Source organism: Alteripontixanthobacter maritimus (assembly GCF_003340475.1).
In the GTDB taxonomy this organism is placed as follows: domain Bacteria; phylum Pseudomonadota; class Alphaproteobacteria; order Sphingomonadales; family Sphingomonadaceae; genus Alteripontixanthobacter; species Alteripontixanthobacter maritimus.
Map to the genome: position 1 here is coordinate 1,860,584 of NZ_QBKA01000002.1, position 17,749 is coordinate 1,878,332.

A 17,749-nucleotide genomic window follows, 5' to 3' on the forward strand; every position below is an offset into this window, starting at 1 on the left:
AATCCTTCATGTTCGCCACTCCAGAAAGCGTTGCAACAGCGCCAACCCGTAGGCCTGGCTCTTCTCCGGGTGAAATTGCACACCCAGAATGTTCTCATGCGCCACCGCCGCACAGATGCCGCCGCCATGATCGGTCATTGCCGCGACGTCATGGCCATGAGCCGGATGGAAAGCGTAAGAATGGAGGTAATACGCCTCCCCATCCTCGACCAGACCCGCAATGCAGGGGTGCCCGGTTACCGCAACATCGTTCCAGCCCATATGCGGCACCTTTACGCCCCGGTCGGTCGGTTCGATCAGCCGCACTTCGCCCGCGATCCAGCCGAGGCCGGGCGTTCCGCCATGCTCCAGCCCCCTTGTGGCGAGCAATTGCATTCCGACGCATATGCCCAGGAAGGGCACGCCGTCGCGTCGGACCCGCTCGTCCAGCGCTTCCACCATGCCGTCTAGCGCTCGCAAGCCGCCGATACACGCGCCGAAACTGCCGACACCCGGCAACACGATGCGGTCCGCGCGGCGCACAGTATCCGGATCGTCGGTCACGACAACATTTTCGGCCCCTGCTTCGCGCCCTGCGACCCGCAAGGCGTTGTGCACCGAATGCAGATTGCCCGCGCCGTAATCGACAAGCGCGGTCATGCCCGTGTCAGCCACCAAGTTGGCCCTTCGTGCTGGGTACGGCACCGTCCTTGCGCGCGTCGATCTCCACCGCCTGCCGCATGGCCCGGGCGAAGCCTTTGTACAGTGCCTCGCAAATATGGTGGTTGTTGCTGCCGTAAAGCAGTTCCATATGCAGCGTGATGCCTGCTGCCTGACCCACCGAGTGGAACCAGTGTTCGATCAGTTCGGTGTCCCACTCACCCAGCTTTTCCTGGCTGAAGCCAGCCCGCCAGACGAGATAGGGCCGGCCCGAAATATCGAGCGAAACCCGTGCCAGTGTCTCGTCCATCGGCGAATAGGCAAGCCCGTACCGACCGATCCCGGCCTTGTCGCCCAAGGCATCCGACAGGGCCTGACCAAGCGCAATTGCGCTGTCTTCGGTGGTGTGGTGCTGGTCGATATGCAAATCGCCATCCACGTTCATAGTGACGTCGATCAGCGAATGGCGGCTAAACTGTTCGACCATATGATCGAGGAAACCTATCCCGGTCGATACGTCATAGCTGCCTGTCCCGTCGAGATTCACCTCGACGGCGATCTTCGTTTCGGTGGTGTTTCGCTCTATCCGGCCTGTGCGCATGGGTAGCGCGCTAGGGCCATACAGCCGGATTCGCAAGCACCGTGGCGGGCACCGATACGCGCATTTCAGGGTTGACCGCGACCGTCCCCACCGCCACCTGTCGCCCGATATGGACGAAAACATGCCCGATAGCCTGATCCCCTATGACGAGATCGTTCAGGAGGCGCTGCGCGCCGTGGTCGGCCGTGTGCTGAACCAGATCATCGACGGCGGCAGCGAACTACCGGGCGACCATCATTTCTACATCACGTTTAAAACCCATGCCGAAGGCGTATCGATTCCGCAGCATCTGATGGAGCGTTTCCCCGACGAAATGACCATCGTGTTGCAGAACAAGTTCTGGGATCTGGGTGTGGATGAACAAGGCTTCACGGTCGGCCTCAGTTTCAACCAGATGCCGGCCAAACTCGACATTCCTTTCGCCGCAATCACTGCATTCGTCGATCCGGCGGTGGATTTCGGTCTGCAATTTCAGGCAACCGTGGCCGACATGGCGCCGGAGTTGCATGACGACCCCCAGAACGACGAACCCGGCGCGGACGACGCGCAAACGGAACAGGGCGGCTCGCAGCCCGTTGGTAAAAGCGAAGATGGCAGCAATGTCGTCACGGTCGATTTCGGCCGCAAGAAATAGGTTGGCTCGCCCTCGATACCGGGCGCGCGGTATAGATTGGGGAAGCGGATATGGCAAAGAAGTCCAAGCCGGAAAAAGAACATATTACCGACAAGATGGCCGCCGCGATCGATGGCAATTCCAGCCGTGCGCCAAGTTCGGAAACTCGTGAGATTGCGGGCCCCAGTCCGAACCCTGCCACCAATCTCATTTTGTACGATATTGCGCTGCGTGGGATCGGCCGCCTGACACGTCATACCCTGCAGAAGGGCTTGCTTCGCCGCAGTTTCGACGCGAAACTAGCGAAAGATATCGTGGAAAACCGTTCCATGCTGAGCACGCTTGCATCCTATGGGGTCACAAAGATCGCCACTCGCTCGATACCCGGCGCAGTTCTTGTCAGCACAGGAATGGTTGCCAAAACCCTGTTCGACCGCAGCCAATCGCGGCGCTCTGCAAAACGTGCGGGACTGAAGCAGTTGGATAAGCAGGCCGAAGAATAACCCTGTTGTCAGTCGCGGCTCGCCGAACCAGGTAGAGGGTTGATTTCTTAACCCGGCCTGCGGCAACAGCGCGCATGGCCGGTTTCGATACATTGCATCGCCGCGGACTGATGTTCGTCCTGTCCTCCCCTTCGGGCGCGGGCAAGACTACCATAGCGCGTAAGCTACTGGGCGCGGATAACCAGATCGCGATGTCGGTGTCCGTCACCACCCGGCCGATGCGGCCAGGCGAGGTAGACGGGAAGGATTATCACTTCACCGACCGTGAAACCTTCCAGCGCATGGTGGACAATGACGAGTTCCTGGAATGGGCGATCGTGTTCGATCATTTCTACGGTACGCCGCGTGCCCAGATAAAGGCCGGGTTGAAAGACGGGCAGGACTTTCTGTTCGATATCGACTGGCAGGGCACGCAACAGCTGCACCAGCGCATGGAAACCGACGTGGTACGAGTCTTCCTGCTACCTCCCAGCATCGAAGAATTGGAGCGACGACTTGCAGGGCGCGGCACGGACACGCCCGAGGTGGTGGCCGACCGTATGAACCGCGCCCGCAGCGAAATCAGCCACTGGGACGGATATGACTACGTGACCGTCAACGACGATGTGGAAAGCTGTTTCGAACGGGTCCACGGGATCCTGAAATCGGAACGCAAACGCCGCGCCCGGCAGACCGGGCTGGTGGATTTCGTGCGCGATCTGATGCGTTAGGTCTCCGGCAATGGCGGTCGGATCAGTCCCCCGCAGGATCGACGAAATTACCCGCACCGATATTGGCGTTCACCACGCCGCCATCGATTGGAATTGTCGTACCGACCACATAATCGCCGGCCCGACTTAGTAGATAGATCGCACCTGCTGCCATGTCCTCGGTTACGCCGACACGGCGGCTGGGAATGCCTTTCTTGACCATGTCCTCATTATCGCGCGCGGCGCGGTTCATGGCGCTGGGGAAGGCGCCGGGGCCAATGCCGTTGACGATGATATTGTGCCCAACCAGCTCGGCCGCCATGCGCCGGGTCAGGTGGATCAGACCGGCCTTCGATGCCTGATAGGGATAGGTCGGCCAGGGGTTTGATTTCATGCCGTCAATGCTGGCGATCATCAGCACCTTGGCCGGGCGCTCCTGCGTGCCGGCGGCTTTTAGCAGCGGCAGCAGTTTCTGCGTCAGGAAGAAAGGCGTCTTCACATTGAGGTCCATCGTGCGATCCCAACCCGCCTCGGTGAACTTCTCGAACGGTTCGCCCCAGGCAGCGCCAGCGTTGTTGACCAGCAGGTCGAGCTTGTCCTCGCGGGAGGCCAGCTCGTCGGCCAGCGTCTGGATGCCGTCCATCTGGCTGAGATCGCCGACCAGCCCAACAACCTTGTCGCCCAGTTCGGCGCTGGTTTCGTCGACCTGCTCCTTCTTGCGGGCAACGATGTAAACCCGCGCGCAGCCTGCTTCCAGCAGACCTTCCACGATCATCTTGCCGATCCCGCGGCTGCCGCCGGTGACAAGTGCGATGCGGCCTTCGAGGCCGAAAAGTTCGTTCAGCGTCATCATGTTGTTTCTCCTGATCCGTCATCCCCGCGAAAGCGGGGACCCAGGGCTATCGGGCAAACCCGGCCAGATGGATTCCCGCTTTCGCGGGAACGACGAGGTGTGGTTATGCAGCAATCAATATCCGCTCAGGCTGGCCACGCGGTCGGCGTGATAGTTCGCATCGCCCAGAAATTCGGCAAGCGCCCGGTCGCGCTTCATGTACAGCCCGATATCGTATTCGTCGGTCATGCCGATACCGCCATGCATCTGCACGCCTTCGCGCACAGCGAGACCTGCGGTTTTCGATACTTTGGCCTTGGCGACGGATGCCATCAGGCTGGCCTTTTCGCTGCCGGCATCCATCAATTGCTGCGCCTTGATGACGGCGGCGCGAGCAATTTCGACTTCGGAATAGAGATGCGCGGCGCGGTGCTGCAACGCCTGGAACTCGCCGATGACCTTGCCGAACTGCTTGCGCTGCTTGAGATAGTCCACGGTCATATCCATCGCGCCGCCAGCCACGCCGACGCCTTCGGCTGCAGCGCCGAGCCGCCCTGCATCCAGCATCCGGTCAAGCAATGCACGCCCGCCATCGACGTCGCCGATTACGGCGTCGCCATCGAGCTCCACCCCATCAAAAATGGTGTGCGTCGCCATGGAGCTATCCACCAGCCGGACGCTGTCATGGCTCATATTCGCAGCGTCTTTCGGTACGGCAAACAGCGTGATGCCGTCTTCATCATCGTCGTCGCCGGAAGTGCGCGCGGCGACGATCATCATGTCGGCGCTGGCGCCATGGATGACGAAATCCTTCTTCCCAGAAAGCTTAAAACCATTGCCGGATTTCTCCGCGCGGGCGGCGATACGCTGGGGGCGGTGCTTGGCGCCTTCGTCAATCGCGACGGTGTAGACATGCTCGCCAGAGATCAGCCCCGGAAGCCACTTCTCACGCGCCGCCTTGTCGCCGCCCGCCAGAGCAGTGGCGGCCAGCACGGAAGAAGAGAGAAACGGCGACGGCGTCAGGTTTCGTCCGATTTCCTCCAGCACGATGCCGGCTTCGACATGGCCCATGCCCAGCCCGCCATCATCCTCGCCAACCAGCATTCCAGTGAAGCCCATTTCGGCAAACTGTTCCCAAAGACCATGGCCGAAACCGTCCTTGCAATCGCGGTCGCGCCAATGGCGCAGCTGTTTGGCGATGCTGCCTTCCTCGGCCATGAACTGCCGCGCGGTATCGGCCAGCATGGCTTGGTCATCATCGTGATAGAGTGGCATTTTCGGGTTACTCCCCCAAATCTGTTTAACTTCGTCGTCCCCGCGAAGGCGGGGACCCAGGGCGGAATGTCGAAACCGGTACACTGGGTTCCCGCCTTCGCGGGAATGACGGTTGTGGCTTTTCGCGCCCCTGTTTTACGCCCCCGGCAATTCCAGAATACGCTTCGAAATCACGTTGAGCATGATTTCGCTGGTGCCGCCTTCAATGGAGTTGGCCTTGGTCCGCAGCCAGCTGCGCGCGGGTGTGCCGCCGTCGGTATCCTTGCTGTCCCATTCCAGGCTGCGCGATCCGCCGGTCGCCATCATCAGTTCGTGACGGCGCTTGTTCAGTTCGGTGCCCGCGTATTTCATGGTGTTGGGTTGCGCTGGATGCGCCTTACCGACCTTGATCTCGTCGAGGAATTTCTCGCCCATGCAAGCATAAGCAAGCGCATCCACATCGAACATCGCCAGCTCGGCGCGCAGCAGCGGATCGAGTTCGCCTGCATGTTCGTTCGAATGCCGTGCCATCGCCGCACCGATTGCGCTGGTCCGGTCGCCGCCATCGGCGCCTGAGATCATCTCGCGTTCGTGGCCGAGCAAATATTTCGCCACGTCCCAACCGCGGTTCACTTCGCCGACAAACTGGCCCTTGGGCACTTTGACATCGTCGAAAAACGTCTCGCAGAACGGACTGTTGCCGCTGATCAGCAGGATCGGCTTGGTCGAGATGCCGTCCGATTCCATGTCGAATAGCATGAACGTAATGCCCTGATACTTGTCCGACTTGTCGGTCCGCACCAGGCAGAAAATCCAGTCCGCCTGATCGGCGTAACTGGTCCAGACCTTCTGGCCATTGACCACCCAGTGATCGCCCGCATCTTCGCCGAATGTCTGCAAGGAGACGAGGTCGCTGCCGCTGCCCGGCTCGCTATATCCCTGGCACCAGCGGATTTCGCCGCGCGCGATCTGGCCAAGGTAATGGACCTTCTGTTCCTCGGTCCCGAATTTCAACAGCGCCGGGCCGAGCATCCAGATGCCGAAGCTGGAAAGCGGCGGGCGCGCACCGATTGCGCCCATTTCCTCGCGCAGCACCTTGGCTTCTGCGGGCGACAGGCCGGCACCGCCGTATTCCTTCGGCCAAGCGGGCACAGTGTAGCCTTTGTCCCGGCACGCCTCGAACCACGCCTTTTGCGCATCGTTCTTGAAACTGGCGTTGCGACCGCCCCAATAGACATCGCGTTCGTCGCGCACGGGGGCGCGCATCTCAGGCGGGCAATTCGCCTCCAGCCAGTCGCGCGTTTCGCTGCGGAAGGTTTCCAGATCGGCCATGTGCTGCGTCCTCTCGGGTAGGTGATACCAAAGCAGGCTAGGCCAGAACAATGGCATCCGGCAAGCCGTGAACGCGCCCCTCCCCTTGCCGTAACGTCAGCATGACGCGCGTTGACGCAGCACGCCGACGCCCTACGCTAGGCCATAGCTTGGGAGAGCAGCTTGGCGTCCAGTTCTGATTCGAAACCAATTGCCTCGGCGTCCGCGTCCGGTGCCGTTGCACCTGCCGTTCCGCCGTCCGCCGCGTTGCCGCTGAAGCTGAAGCTGATCCACGGCTTCGGTGCGGTTGCGTTCGGGGTGAAGGATAGCGGCTTTTCGTTTTTTCTGCTGATTTATTACAATCAGGTCCTCGGCATGAATGCGGGCACTGTCGGCTATGTATTGCTGGCGGCGCTGCTGATCGACGCAGTTATCGACCCCATTCTCGGCAATCTTTCCGACCGCACATACACAAAATGGGGCCGCCGCCTGCCGTGGCTGTATGCCGCGCCGATTCCGTTGGCGTTTGTGTGGGTGCTGCTGTGGTCGCCGCCGGGCGGAGAAGCGCCGACCGCGCTTGGCCTGCTCGGAATTGCCGCGACGGTGCGCATCCTGCTGTCTGCCTGCGAGGTTCCCTCCATCAGCCTGGTGCCGGAGCTGACATCGGATTACGACGAGCGCACCACGCTGTTCCGGTTCCGCTTCCTGTTCGGCTGGATTGGCGGCCTGCTGATGATGATCCTCGCTTACACGGTTTTCATGCCGGGTGCGGACGGCCTGCTGCGGCAAGAAGGCTATCGGCAATATGGCATATTCGGCGCAGTGCTGATGGCAGTCGCGGTGATGGGGTCGGCATGGGGGCAGCACAGCCTCGTTGCCAAATTGCCTGCCGTCAAACCTCCACCGTTCAGCCTGAAAGGCGCTTTTTCCGAAATCGTCGAGGCATTCAGCGAGAAGGCGTTTCTCATTTTCGCTGCTGGCGGACTGGCGGCCTACATCAGCCAGGGCATGACGTTCTCGATCAGCCAGTATGTGAACCTGTTCATCTGGCAATTGTCGGAAGATGCCTTCAAGCTTTACCCGCTGGTACTGGCGGCTAGCGTAATCGTAATGTTCTTCATCGTCGGACCGCTGCACCGCCGGTTCGGTAAACCGGCCAGCGCGACATTCTGCGCGATCGGCGCGTTCTTTGTGGGCTTCACGCCCTATGGGCTACTGCTCGCAGGAGTATGGCCGGACCCCGGCAGTGGATTGTCGACCGCACTCTATTTCCTCTTCCTGGGCATCGCCAATACGCTGGGGATCGTGGTGATGATTTCCGCCACATCGATGGTGGCGGAAATCGTGGAGTCCTATCAGGAACGCACCGGCCTGCGGGCGGAAGGCGCGTTCTATTCGGGCAACTGGCTGGTCCAGAAATGCGCCACCGGCATCGGCATATTCCTGACCGGTCAGATCGTGGCGATATCGCAACTCATGACCGACGCCCGCCCCGGCACGGTGGCGCAACCGGTGCTCGACAGCATGATCGTGTTATACGCCGCCGCTTCCTTCGTGCTGGCATTACTGGCGGCCTATTGGCTTGGCCGGTTCCCGATCAGCCGCGAACAGCATGAAGCGCGCGTGGCCAAGATGGCGGCAGCGCCGCCAGTAGTGGCGCATGCCGATGATCCGGCAGTGCCGAGACGCCCGATGGGCTGAACACCACGTGATATAATAGGCTTGGCGGACCAGTTGCGCTCTGCCACTTACACAGCAACGATAGCGCGAATTATATTCGAGAGAGGACCTCCACCATGGAATTCGACCTGACCGACCGGCAGCAACACTGGCGCGACCGCGTGCGCGATTTCATCGAAAAGAACGTGCGCCCGCGCCACCATGAATATGTCCAGCAAGCTGCCGAGGGCGAACGCTGGAAGGTGCTGCCCGTGGTCGAGGAGGAGAAGGAGCGCGCCAAGGCGCAGGGTATCTGGAACCTGTTCATGCCGCCACGTTCGGGCCGCGCCCATGTGGACGATAGCTTCGAATTTGAAGGTCCGGGCCTGACCAATCTGGAATATGCGCTCTGTGCCGAAGAGATGGGCCGCATCGGCTGGGCAAGCGAGGTGTTCAACTGCTCCGCGCCCGATACCGGCAATATGGAAGTGCTGCTGCGCTACGGTACGCGCGGACAGAAGGACCAGTATCTTGCACCCCTGATGAATGGTGAAATCCGCAGCGCATTCCTGATGACGGAACCGGACGTCGCATCGTCCGACGCGACCAACATCGAATGCACCATCGCGCCCGATGGCGACGGTTACGTGCTCAACGGCCGTAAATGGTGGAGCTCGGGCGCAGGCGATCCGCGCTGCAAGGTCGCCATCGTCATGGGTAAGACCGACAAGAGCGCCGACCGTCATTCGCAGCAGAGCATGGTGCTGATGCCGTTGGATGCAGACGGCGTGACCATCCTGCGGCACCTGCCCGTGTTCGGCTATGACGACGCGCCGCACGGCCATATGGAAATCGAACTGAAGGATGTCCGCATCCCGAAATCAGCCATGCTGCTGGGCGAAGGACGCGGCTTCGAAATCGCGCAGGGCCGCCTAGGGCCGGGTCGCATCCACCACTGCATGCGGACCATTGGCGTGGCGGAAGAAGCGCTGGCGAAAATGGCGCGGCGGCTGCAGCAGCGCGAGGCATTCGGCAAGCCGATCTATAAGCATTCGATCTGGGAACACCGGGTTTCCAAGGCCCGCATCGATATCGAAATGACGCGGCTGCTCTGCCTCAAGGCCGCCGATATGATGGACAAGGCCGGCAACAAGAACGCCAAGCAGGAAATCGCCATGATCAAGGTGCAGGCGCCCAACATGGCACTGAGCATCATCGACGATGCCATCCAGGCGCATGGCGGCGGCGGCGTGTCGGAGGATTACGGCCTGGCGCAGGCATGGGCGCATCAGCGCACGCTGCGGCTAGCGGATGGTCCGGACGAGGTGCACGAACGCTCCATCGCCCGGATGGAATTCGCCCGCCACGCGCCCGATCCGAACGAGCCTGCCCATAAGGGTATGGGTAGCGGCATGGCTGCAGGCTCCGGTGCTGGCGGCGCTGCTGCCAGCGCATAGAGCTTACTGTTCGCGCGCCCCGGCCAACGCCGGGGCGCGCTTCTTGAAGATTTGGGATCACTGCCATGAAAGCCGCCTTACTCGAACAACCCGGCCAGCCGCTTGTCATTGCCGATGTGCAGACTGCCAAACCCATGGCGCATGAGGTCTTGATTAACACCAAGGCTTGCGGGTTGTGCCATTCGGACCTGCATTTCATCGATGGCGCGTACCCCCACGCGCTGCCGCTGGTGCCGGGCCACGAGGCTGCCGGCGTGGTCGAGGCGGTCGGCAGCGAAGTGACGACGGTGAAGCCGGGCGATCATGTCGTCACCTGCCTCAGCGCCTTTTGCGGCCAATGCGAATTCTGCGTGACGGGGCGCATGGCGCTGTGCTTGGGCGCCGGAACACGACGCGGCAAGGACGCGCCTTCGCGGCTGACGCGCGGAGACGGCGAGCCAGTGAACCAGTTGCTCAACCTGTCCGCCTTTGCCGAACAGATGCTGATTCACGAACACGCCTGCGTCGCCATCGACAAGGACATGCCCTTGGACCGGGCCGCCGTGATCGGCTGCGCGGTGACCACTGGCGCAGGCGCGATCTTCAATGCGGCCAAGCTGGTGCCCGGCGAAACAGTTGCCGTGATCGGCTGCGGCGGAGTGGGCCTTGCCGCCATAAATGCTGCGAAGATTGCAGGTGCCGGACGGATCATCGCCGCCGATCCCTTGCCCGAAAAACGCGCAATGGCCGAAACGCTCGGCGCGACCGACACGGTGGACGCGATGGCGGACGATGCCGCGGCGCAGATCGTCGCGCTGACGAATGGCGGCGTGGATCACGCGATCGAGGCGGTCGGCCGTCAGGCCAGCGCGGATTTGGCTGTGAAGGTGCTCAAACGCGGCGGCACCGCGACCATTCTCGGCATGATGCCGTTGGACTGCAAGGTCGGTCTGGGCGCGCTGGACCTGCTCGGCGGCAAGAAGCTGCAAGGCGCGATCATGGGTATGAACCATTTTCCTGTGGACCTGCCGCGCCTCGTCGATTTTTACATGCGCGGCCTGCTCGATCTCGACACCATTATCAGCGAGACCATTTCATTGGACCAGATTAACGATGGCTTCGACACCATGCGCAGCGGCAGCAGCGCGCGCAGCGTGATCGTGTTCGACCGATGACCAGCATCCTTCCCGCGATCGATGCCGAAAAGGCATTCGTCGGCACCGTGGCGCCGGAAGGCGACGACCGGCTCGATCTTGTGAAGCTGACCCCTTGGATGGAGGCCAATGTGCCGGGCTTCACCGGCCCGCTGGAGCAGGCAAAATTCAAGGGCGGCCAGTCGAATCCGACTTACAAGCTGTCTTCCCCATCCGGGAACTATGTGTTGCGGCGCAAGCCTTATGGCAAATTGCTGCCGTCCGCCCACGCCGTCGACCGCGAGTTTCGCGTGCAGTCGGGCCTGGAATCTGTCGGCTTCCCGGTCGCCCCGCAATACGGGTTGTGCGAGGATGACGATGTCGCGGGTTCGATGTTTTACGTGATGGGCATGGTCGACGGGCGCACGATCTGGAACGGCGCTATGCCCGGCGCGGACCCGGCCGAGCGCCGCGCAGTCTATTTCGAGATGACCGACGTTCTGGCGCAGCTGCATTCCGTCGACCTGGAACGCGCAGGCCTGACCGAATATGGAAAGCCAGGCAATTATTTCGGCCGCCAGGTCGGACGCTGGACCAAGCAATACAAGCTGGCAGAAACCGAGCGGCTGGAGCCGATGGAACGGCTGATCGAATATCTTGCCGCCACCCTGCCCGAACAGACGCGCACCAGCATCGTCCACGGCGACTACCGCATCGACAATATGATCTTCGGCGCGGAAGGCACGCCTGATGCCATCAAGGTGCTGGCAGTGCTCGACTGGGAGCTATCCACACTGGGCGATCCGCTGGCGGATTTCACCTATTTCTGCATGGCTTATGTAACGGAAAACGGTGGCCGTTCAGGCGTCGAAGATGTCGACCGCAAGGCGCTGGGCATTCCGGAGCTGGAGGAAGTCGTCGAACGGTATTCCGCCGCGACGGGACGCGACAGCGTGCCGGATATGAACTGGTACTTCGCCTATAATTTCTTCCGGCTGGCAGGCATCATGCAGGGCATCAAGAAACGCGTGATCGACGGCACCGCATCCTCCGCCCATGCCAAGGCGATGAGCGAACGGGTTGCCCCTTTGGCCGAGGCTGCATGGGGTTTCGCCAAAAAGGCCGGGGCGTAGCGGTTAACGCTTTCGTAAGCGCCCGGTTAGAAACTCTTGTTCCATCGCAGCGCCATGCCGGTATCATCCTGCGCGCCCGCAAAATGGCCCGGCTGGCTGCGATAGAACACGCTTAGCGCCCCATTTCCGTTCCATAGCGGACCGCGCCAGGCAATCTCGCCCATCATTTCGCGGCCATCGGGGCTGAGGGATAGCGCCCGGTTGCCATAGATTGCGCTTTCGGTGGTGTAATCGTAGTCAACTGGCAGAGACAGTTGCAGTCCGCCATGCGACACCCGAAGCGGCTGCGAGACGCGAAAGCCCAGACTGTCCCCCAGCTTCAGCGCGCCGCTGCGCGACAGATCGAACGACCACGCGCGGCTTGTGAAGTCCGAACCGGCAGCCACCAGTCCGCCAGACCGCGCGCGGCTGAACCCTTGACGAACATCGCCGCCCAATCGCCAGCCGGGCGCAAAATGCCATGCCGCACCGGCATCCACGAACATGGTGCTGGCACCGTTGCCGCCCAAAGCTTCGTGGAAATAGGCGCCCAGTACCGTGTCGTCTTCGTCCAGCCAGTTCATCCCAAGCGTAGCCGCGAGATTGCCGAAGCGCCGGTCCGCGGCCAAAGCGAAACTGCGCGTGGCAAACCGTTCTCGCTCCCTCGATAGCGACAGGCCCGGCCCTCGAAAATTGCCGAGTACCGCGCTGCCGCTCTGCATACTGGCGGTCAGACCCCACGGCCCTACAGTCTGCCGCACCGCCAGCGACGCATCGCCCGACCGGGAAAAGCCGGTATCACCCGCCGCACCGGTCGCGATCATGAAGGCGGGGCGGTCCTGCCCCTGCAGTTGCGCCACGATGCCGCTCTCGGTTTCGCGATAGGCAACGCCAAGCTGCGTTTTTGGCGCAATCTGCATGGCGACACGCGCTGCCAGAACGCGCGCCTGCTGTGCATCTTCAGTCGAAAGACGCAGCGCATTGGCTACCGTCAGCTCATCCTGCGAACCCGATTCATCAATCGAGAACGCCATCGCCACCCCGCCCCCGCCGATTGCCACATGGCGGCCATTATTCTCGACCGCGCCGCGCAGCCGTTGCTGCGGCAGAGCCCCGCGCAGGTTCTGACCAAGCTGATAGCCGAAGGCGCGGTCGAACCGGTCGGTCACGATAGTTTCAAGCGCGACATCTACAAACGCGTCACCCATGGCGGTCGAGGCGGTCGCAGTCGTATCGCTCGCCGCGAGTACCGATCCGGTTCCCGCAATTGACGTGGTTCCGACAGGTTCGAACGCGCGCGCAATATCCAGAATGCCGCGCCCGTAAATCTCGTCGATCCCGGCCGCGCCGGCATCCCGTGCACTAACCAGCAGGATTTCGACGATCTCCTTGCCGGTCAAATTCGGAAAAGCCTGCGCCAGCAGCGCGACCGCACCAGACACTTGCGGTGCGGAGAAGCTTGTACCGGAGAACAGCGTCACGAAACGACTGCCATTCTCCTCGGTAATCTCCAGTTCGCCATCCTTGTAGATGCAGCAGATGCGCTCGCCGCGCGCAGTAAGATAAAACGCGCCTTGTGTGCCCGCCTTGTTGCTGAAGTCGGAAATCATACCGTTCTGGTCGACCGAGCCGACGATGATGACATTGTCGCCTCCAGCTTCACGGATAGCGGTACCGAACGGGTCCGGTTGGGTCGGGTCGATACCTGCATCGGTGCTGTCGCCATCATTACCGGCTGAAACCACGATAACAACGCCTGCTGCGGCGGCCCTGGCAATTGCGGCGCGCAACGTGCTGTTCACTCCGCCGCCGCCGAGGCTGAGATTGATAACAGTCGCTCCGGCCGCAACCGCGATGTCGATACCGCGCGTGATTGTGCTGTCGGAAAACGAACAGCCAGCCGCATCGTCGTCAGGGTCGGCCACATCGCAGCTTCCGGGCGTATCGCCCCTCAGTGCGAGGACCTGCGCCTCGTAAGCGATGCCCAGCACCCCTGCGTTATCGCGCGCGCCAACTGCAACGATGGACACATTGCTGCCGTGATCATCCACCCCTTCCAGCCCGCGACTGCCGAATAGGTCGGTGGAATCAGGATGCACCCGGCCGATAAATTCCGGACTGTCCGGATCGATGCCCGTGTCGATCACCGCCACGATCTCACCCGCACCGGCAATACCGCGTGACCATGCGGAAACGGCACCGTGAAATTGCGGCCCGTCGGAGCGGCGGAATTCGGCCGTGTCGAAGCTGGTCACCGGAATGGGGGTTGGTGTGGGAGTCGGGGTCGGAGTAGGTGTGGGGGTCGGTGTCGGAGTAGGTGTGGGTGTGGGTGTGGGTGTCGGTGTCGGACTAGGTGTCGGTGTCGGCGTGGGAGCCGGGGCCGGTGTTGGTGTTGGTGTTGGTGTTGGAACCGGTGCCGGAGTAGGTGCCGGTTGGGCTGGCGGCGTACTGATCGGCCCGCCACCACCGGAACTCTTGCCGCCGCCGCAGGCAGACACCAGCACCAGCGCACCCAGCGCGCAGCCAATCCGGTGACGTGTCGATTTGATCCGCGTCGCAGCCATGCCCGTCCGTTCCTTCGATCCAATTTGTAGAGTGCCTAGCAGTTTGAGTTTAAAGCAATTATGAACAGGTATGGCTGTAACTCGCCCCTTCGCTAGTTACGCTCTCATATCACGGCGTGACGCTTTTGCCGAACGCCAGTGCCTCTCCCGCCTTGTGCGCGCTTCGCGGCCTCGTTAGCAGCACTCCCGCGTCACTATTTACTCCCGGGATACCCTTTATGACCGACACACTTGCCACTGCGATCGAAGCTGCCTGGGACGACCGGGCCAATATCGGCCAGGGCGACACCGAAATCACGAAGCAGGTCGAACGCGCGATCGCCATGATCGATAGCGGCGAGGCGCGCGTCGCTCAGCCCAACGGGAATGGCGGGTGGAAGGTCAACCAATGGCTCAAGAAGGCTGTGTTGTTGTCCTTTCGTTTGCGCGACAACATGGTGGTGGACGGCGCGAACAGTGTCCCTGCTTACGACAAGGTGCCGTCCAAGTTCGAAGGGTGGGATGCGGCTCGCTTCGCCGATGCAGGCTTTCGGGTGGTGCCGGGTGCGGTCGCCCGGCGTGGATCGTATATCGGCAAGGGCGTGGTTCTGATGCCCAGCTTCGTCAATATCGGTGCCTATGTCGGCGATGGCACGATGATCGACACGTGGGCCTCTGTCGGTAGCTGCGCGCAAGTGGGTGAAAACTGCCATATCTCCGCCGGAACGGGGATCGGCGGCGTATTGGAGCCGTTACAGGCGAATCCCACCATCATTGGCGACAACTGCTTCATCGGCGCGCGTTCCGAAATCGTGGAAGGCGTAATCGTCGGCGAGGGCAGCGTGGTGGCCATGGGGGTCTTCATCACCCAGTCGACCAAGATCGTCGACCGGGCCAGCGGAGAGATCATGCGCGGGCAGATCCCGCCTTACTCGGTCGTGGTTCCAGGCACCCTGCCCGACCCTGCCGGCGGACCATCGCTGGCATGCGCAGTCATCGTGAAGACGGTGGACGCGCAAACGCGGGCCAAGACCGCCATCAACGAATTGCTGCGCGATTGAATCGGCAACGGCGCGGAACCTCGCTATTGAGCGGACATTGCGCTATTACTCGAATTTTGGATCACAGGACGGAAAGCGAACCACCATGCATACTGAAGGCAACGAAGTTCACGTCGATGCGGAAGAAGCCAGCGGCGGCGAAAAGACCGGCGTGATGCGCTGGGTGCTGGGTATCGGCACGCTGCTCGCCATTCTCGGGCTCTCGGCAATATGGATCTTCGGGGCAGCAACTTCCGACACGATCGGTGGACAGGCCGACATGACCGGCAAGATCGATGCCGTGGAAGAAATGGAAACCGGATCCAGCAACACCGACGGCATAATCATGGAAGACGAGATGTCCGATGATGACACGGTGATGGACGATGGCGTGGAAGTTATCGAGAACTGATCGGCGCGCTGCGCGTTTTGAATTTATCGGACGGGGACAGCAACGAAAGAATACCCGATGAGCAATTCCAACAGCTTTCAGACCAACCAGTACGTAAAATGGAACTGGGGTAATGGCGAAGGCAAAGGCCAGATCGAAGACCGTTTCGAGAAAGAGGTAACCCGCACGTTGCAGGGCACCGAAGTCACCAAGGATGGCGATGACGACAACCCTGCTTATCTGATCAAGCAAGAAGATGGCGACAAGGTGCTGAAGCGCGGCAGTGAACTGAGCGCGTGGGACAAGGACTGATGTCCGACAAGGATCGAGACGATATTTACGACACGTTCTACGACCGCGTGAACATGCAGCCCAAAGAACTGGAGGAGTGGCTCGAAACCGATGACTCCAAGTCGGTTGGGGACAGCGACAGCGGTGAAAGCACGGGCCACAAATCCGGTCGGCGTATTGTCGAGATCAAGCGCACCGCAAAAGATGATCTGACCGATGACCAGTATGATCACATGAACAAGGTCAACGGCTATATTGCGCGCCACCTCTCCCAGCTGCCGGACGGCAACATCGAGAACAGCGACTGGCGTTACAGTCTGAAGAATTGGGGCCACGATCCGGTCAGGGACGACTAGGCAGGCATTTAGATATGAAAAGCGGACAATCCCGCTGCCGGATCAGAATTCGGCAGCGGGATTTTCGTATGGAGGCAGAGCGGATTGCGCGGCCGCCACCGCTTCTGCCTTCCGCATCACTCGCATCATGTTGCGCATCGATATCTTCTCAAGGTCGGCTTGCGAATAACCTCGCCGGGCCAGTTCCGTGAACAGGGCCGGATAGCCGGTTACATCCTCCATCCCGACCGGCCCTGTCCGCATCCCGTCGTAATCACCGCCGATGCCGATATGATCGATACCGGACACGGTGCGGATGTGATCGATATGGTTGGCCATGTCGGCGATGGTCGCTTGCGGTTCGGGATTGTCCTGCTCCCACACCGCAATGCGTTTCTCAACCTCGCGCGGCTGCCCCTGGAACAACGCATCGAGCCGTGCCTTTTCCGCCGTGCGATTGGCATACCACTGGCGCGCGTCCTCGCTCAGGAAGCCTGGCAGCGCGACCACCATCACGATGCCGCCATTGTCCTTCAGGCGGCGAAGCGCGTTGTCGGGCACGTTGCGCGCGTGGCCGTTGATCGCCCTTGCGCCGGAATGGCTGTAAATGACCGGAGCCTGTACCACATCGAACACGTCCAGCATCGTCTTTTCGCTGACATGGCTCAAATCCACCAGCATCCCGATGCGGTTCATTTCGCGCACCATGTCGCGGCCCAGATCGGTCAGGCCGCCATGCTCCGGCGTATCGGTGGCGCTGTCGGCCCACGGTGTGTTTTTCGAATGCGTTAACGTCATGTACCGCGCGCCAAGGTCGTACATCTGGCGCAGCACCGCGAGGCTACTGCCGATGGAATGGCCCCCTTCCATGCCCAGCAGCGAGGCGATTTTTCCTTCCGCCAACGCGGTTTCCACATCATTTGCAGTCAATGCCAGAGCAAGCCTGCCCGAATTACGATCAATCAGGCGCCGAGTGACGTCGATCTGTTCCAGCGTGGCAAGAACCGCCTGCGGTTCGGTCAGCGCGGCGCTGACATAGACCGACCAGAACTGCGCGCCCACCTGCCCCTCGCCCAGCCGGGCGAGATCGGTGTGCATCACGCGCCCTTCGGCATGGTCCGCGCCGGTCCCGGTCGTATCGGCAAAGTCAAAATCGCCAATCTCGTTATCGAAGCGCGCGCGAAGCTGGATCGGCACGTCGTTGTGCCCGTCCCACACCGGCGCGGCTTCCAGGGCGGCAGCCGCGGTTTCTTCCGCTGTCTGAGCTTTGGCAGGAGCCGTGGCGGTCACCAATGCTAATGCGATGGCGGTTGCCGAAGCGACGATCGCGGGTATCCTAAGCATCTCTTTTCCTCCCCTTGGGGTGC

General features: G+C 61.4%; 19 protein-coding genes. 12 read left to right on the top strand and 7 right to left on the bottom strand.

Annotation, left to right across the window (positions count from 1 at the left end; genetic code table 11):
* Nucleotides 1-6 precede the first annotated feature (6 nt).
* Entirely contained in the window at nucleotides 7-639 is a 633-nt protein-coding gene (hisH, locus tag HME9302_RS09270) for an imidazole glycerol phosphate synthase subunit HisH (RefSeq protein WP_115367631.1), read from the bottom strand.
* 7 nt (nucleotides 640-646) lie between these two features.
* Nucleotides 647-1,240, bottom strand: coding sequence for an imidazoleglycerol-phosphate dehydratase HisB (hisB, locus tag HME9302_RS09275; protein ID WP_115366781.1), 594 nt, complete (start codon nucleotides 1,238-1,240; stop codon nucleotides 647-649).
* A gap of 109 nt (nucleotides 1,241-1,349) precedes the next feature.
* Between hisB and HME9302_RS09280 the strand changes: the two genes are divergently transcribed.
* The 3 genes from HME9302_RS09280 (at nucleotide 1,350) to gmk (ending at nucleotide 3,066) form a co-directional block, all read left to right on the top strand.
* Entirely contained in the window at nucleotides 1,350-1,874 is a 525-nt protein-coding gene (locus HME9302_RS09280) for an SspB family protein (RefSeq protein WP_115367632.1), read from the top strand.
* 50 nt (nucleotides 1,875-1,924) lie between these two features.
* Entirely contained in the window at nucleotides 1,925-2,356 is a 432-nt protein-coding gene (locus HME9302_RS09285) for a hypothetical protein (protein ID WP_115366782.1), read from the top strand.
* 74 nt (nucleotides 2,357-2,430) lie between these two features.
* Nucleotides 2,431-3,066 carry a guanylate kinase gene (gene gmk / locus HME9302_RS09290; protein WP_230079947.1) on the top strand — a complete coding sequence of 212 codons (636 nt, stop codon included), beginning with the start codon at nucleotides 2,431-2,433 and terminating at the stop codon, nucleotides 3,064-3,066.
* 22 nt (nucleotides 3,067-3,088) lie between these two features.
* Here the strand turns inward: gmk and HME9302_RS09295 are convergent, their stop codons facing one another.
* The 3 genes from HME9302_RS09295 to HME9302_RS09305 form a co-directional block, all read right to left on the bottom strand.
* Nucleotides 3,089-3,895: an SDR family NAD(P)-dependent oxidoreductase gene (locus tag HME9302_RS09295; protein WP_115367634.1), complete on the bottom strand. Its 807-nt coding sequence runs from the start codon at nucleotides 3,893-3,895 to the stop codon at nucleotides 3,089-3,091.
* A gap of 117 nt (nucleotides 3,896-4,012) precedes the next feature.
* A complete protein-coding gene (locus HME9302_RS09300) occupies nucleotides 4,013-5,152 on the bottom strand; it encodes an acyl-CoA dehydrogenase family protein (RefSeq protein WP_115366783.1) in 1,140 nt (379 codons plus the stop codon).
* Nucleotides 5,153-5,287: 135 nt separating this feature from the next.
* Nucleotides 5,288-6,463, bottom strand: a complete 1,176-nt coding sequence (locus HME9302_RS09305; RefSeq protein ID WP_115366784.1) for an acyl-CoA dehydrogenase family protein — start codon at nucleotides 6,461-6,463, stop codon at nucleotides 5,288-5,290.
* A gap of 162 nt (nucleotides 6,464-6,625) precedes the next feature.
* Between HME9302_RS09305 and HME9302_RS09310 the strand changes: the two genes are divergently transcribed.
* The 4 genes from HME9302_RS09310 (at nucleotide 6,626) to HME9302_RS09325 (ending at nucleotide 11,803) form a co-directional block, all read left to right on the top strand.
* Entirely contained in the window at nucleotides 6,626-8,143 is a 1,518-nt protein-coding gene (locus tag HME9302_RS09310) for an MFS transporter (RefSeq protein ID WP_326833161.1), read from the top strand.
* 95 nt (nucleotides 8,144-8,238) lie between these two features.
* On the top strand, nucleotides 8,239-9,558 hold the full coding sequence (locus tag HME9302_RS09315; protein WP_115366785.1) for an acyl-CoA dehydrogenase family protein: 1,320 nt from the start codon (nucleotides 8,239-8,241) through the stop codon (nucleotides 9,556-9,558).
* A 65-nt stretch (nucleotides 9,559-9,623) separates the two neighbouring features.
* Nucleotides 9,624-10,712, top strand: a complete 1,089-nt coding sequence (locus tag HME9302_RS09320; protein ID WP_115366786.1) for a Zn-dependent alcohol dehydrogenase — start codon at nucleotides 9,624-9,626, stop codon at nucleotides 10,710-10,712.
* Nucleotides 10,709-11,803, top strand: a complete 1,095-nt coding sequence (locus tag HME9302_RS09325; protein WP_181815729.1) for a phosphotransferase family protein — start codon at nucleotides 10,709-10,711, stop codon at nucleotides 11,801-11,803. The genes HME9302_RS09320 and HME9302_RS09325 overlap by 4 nt, the downstream gene beginning before the upstream one ends.
* Nucleotides 11,804-11,829: 26 nt before the next feature.
* Here HME9302_RS09325 and HME9302_RS09330 read toward each other — a convergent pair whose 3' ends face one another.
* The gene (locus tag HME9302_RS09330; RefSeq protein WP_115366787.1) at nucleotides 11,830-14,037 is read right to left on the bottom strand and encodes a S8 family peptidase; all 2,208 of its coding nucleotides are present in this window, start codon (nucleotides 14,035-14,037) and stop codon (nucleotides 11,830-11,832) included.
* On the opposite strand from HME9302_RS09330, the gene HME9302_RS09335 reads away from it, so the two are divergent.
* The 5 genes from HME9302_RS09335 to HME9302_RS09355 all read left to right on the top strand — a co-directional run bounded on the left by HME9302_RS09335 (nucleotide 14,021) and on the right by HME9302_RS09355 (nucleotide 16,403).
* Complete coding sequence (locus tag HME9302_RS09335) at nucleotides 14,021-14,317, top strand: hypothetical protein (RefSeq protein WP_147270798.1); 297 nt, start codon at nucleotides 14,021-14,023, stop codon at nucleotides 14,315-14,317. The two genes, HME9302_RS09330 and HME9302_RS09335, sit on opposite strands and share 17 nt — an antisense overlap.
* 247 nt (nucleotides 14,318-14,564) lie before the next feature.
* The gene (gene dapD, locus HME9302_RS09340; RefSeq protein ID WP_115366789.1) at nucleotides 14,565-15,386 is read left to right on the top strand and encodes a 2,3,4,5-tetrahydropyridine-2,6-dicarboxylate N-succinyltransferase; all 822 of its coding nucleotides are present in this window, start codon (nucleotides 14,565-14,567) and stop codon (nucleotides 15,384-15,386) included.
* An 85-nt stretch (nucleotides 15,387-15,471) separates the two neighbouring features.
* The gene (locus HME9302_RS09345) at nucleotides 15,472-15,777 is read left to right on the top strand and encodes a hypothetical protein (protein WP_181815730.1); all 306 of its coding nucleotides are present in this window, start codon (nucleotides 15,472-15,474) and stop codon (nucleotides 15,775-15,777) included.
* 57 nt (nucleotides 15,778-15,834) lie between these two features.
* The gene (locus HME9302_RS09350; RefSeq protein WP_115366790.1) at nucleotides 15,835-16,068 is read left to right on the top strand and encodes a hypervirulence associated TUDOR domain-containing protein; all 234 of its coding nucleotides are present in this window, start codon (nucleotides 15,835-15,837) and stop codon (nucleotides 16,066-16,068) included.
* Nucleotides 16,068-16,403 (top strand): DUF3140 domain-containing protein, encoded by a 336-nt coding sequence (locus HME9302_RS09355; protein ID WP_115366791.1) that lies wholly within the window; start codon nucleotides 16,068-16,070, stop codon nucleotides 16,401-16,403. The genes HME9302_RS09350 and HME9302_RS09355 overlap by 1 nt, the downstream gene beginning before the upstream one ends.
* 42 nt (nucleotides 16,404-16,445) lie before the next feature.
* On the opposite strand, the gene HME9302_RS09360 is transcribed toward HME9302_RS09355, so the two are convergent.
* Nucleotides 16,446-17,726: a dipeptidase gene (locus tag HME9302_RS09360; protein WP_115366792.1), complete on the bottom strand. Its 1,281-nt coding sequence runs from the start codon at nucleotides 17,724-17,726 to the stop codon at nucleotides 16,446-16,448.
* Nucleotides 17,727-17,749 lie beyond the last annotated feature (23 nt).

What these genes read in the sequence shown, in the direction of transcription:
- HME9302_RS09300 (WP_115366783.1), bottom strand. Translation starts at nt 5,152, where the DNA reads ATGCCACTCTATCACGATGATGACCAAGCCATGCTGGCCGATACCGCG.
- HME9302_RS09295 (WP_115367634.1), bottom strand. Translation starts at nt 3,895, where the DNA reads ATGACGCTGAACGAACTTTTCGGCCTCGAAGGCCGCATCGCACTTGTC.
- HME9302_RS09315 (WP_115366785.1), top strand. Translation starts at nt 8,239, where the DNA reads ATGGAATTCGACCTGACCGACCGGCAGCAACACTGGCGCGACCGCGTG.
- dapD (WP_115366789.1), top strand. Translation starts at nt 14,565, where the DNA reads ATGACCGACACACTTGCCACTGCGATCGAAGCTGCCTGGGACGACCGG.
- HME9302_RS09320 (WP_115366786.1), top strand. Translation starts at nt 9,624, where the DNA reads ATGAAAGCCGCCTTACTCGAACAACCCGGCCAGCCGCTTGTCATTGCC.
- hisB (WP_115366781.1), bottom strand. Translation starts at nt 1,240, where the DNA reads ATGCGCACAGGCCGGATAGAGCGAAACACCACCGAAACGAAGATCGCC.
- HME9302_RS09280 (WP_115367632.1), top strand. Translation starts at nt 1,350, where the DNA reads ATGGACGAAAACATGCCCGATAGCCTGATCCCCTATGACGAGATCGTT.
- HME9302_RS09350 (WP_115366790.1), top strand. Translation starts at nt 15,835, where the DNA reads ATGAGCAATTCCAACAGCTTTCAGACCAACCAGTACGTAAAATGGAAC.
- gmk (WP_230079947.1), top strand. Translation starts at nt 2,431, where the DNA reads ATGGCCGGTTTCGATACATTGCATCGCCGCGGACTGATGTTCGTCCTG.
- HME9302_RS09355 (WP_115366791.1), top strand. Translation starts at nt 16,068, where the DNA reads ATGTCCGACAAGGATCGAGACGATATTTACGACACGTTCTACGACCGC.
- hisH (WP_115367631.1), bottom strand. Translation starts at nt 639, where the DNA reads ATGACCGCGCTTGTCGATTACGGCGCGGGCAATCTGCATTCGGTGCAC.
- HME9302_RS09345 (WP_181815730.1), top strand. Translation starts at nt 15,472, where the DNA reads ATGCATACTGAAGGCAACGAAGTTCACGTCGATGCGGAAGAAGCCAGC.
- HME9302_RS09325 (WP_181815729.1), top strand. Translation starts at nt 10,709, where the DNA reads ATGACCAGCATCCTTCCCGCGATCGATGCCGAAAAGGCATTCGTCGGC.
- HME9302_RS09360 (WP_115366792.1), bottom strand. Translation starts at nt 17,726, where the DNA reads ATGCTTAGGATACCCGCGATCGTCGCTTCGGCAACCGCCATCGCATTA.
- HME9302_RS09285 (WP_115366782.1), top strand. Translation starts at nt 1,925, where the DNA reads ATGGCAAAGAAGTCCAAGCCGGAAAAAGAACATATTACCGACAAGATG.
- HME9302_RS09305 (WP_115366784.1), bottom strand. Translation starts at nt 6,463, where the DNA reads ATGGCCGATCTGGAAACCTTCCGCAGCGAAACGCGCGACTGGCTGGAG.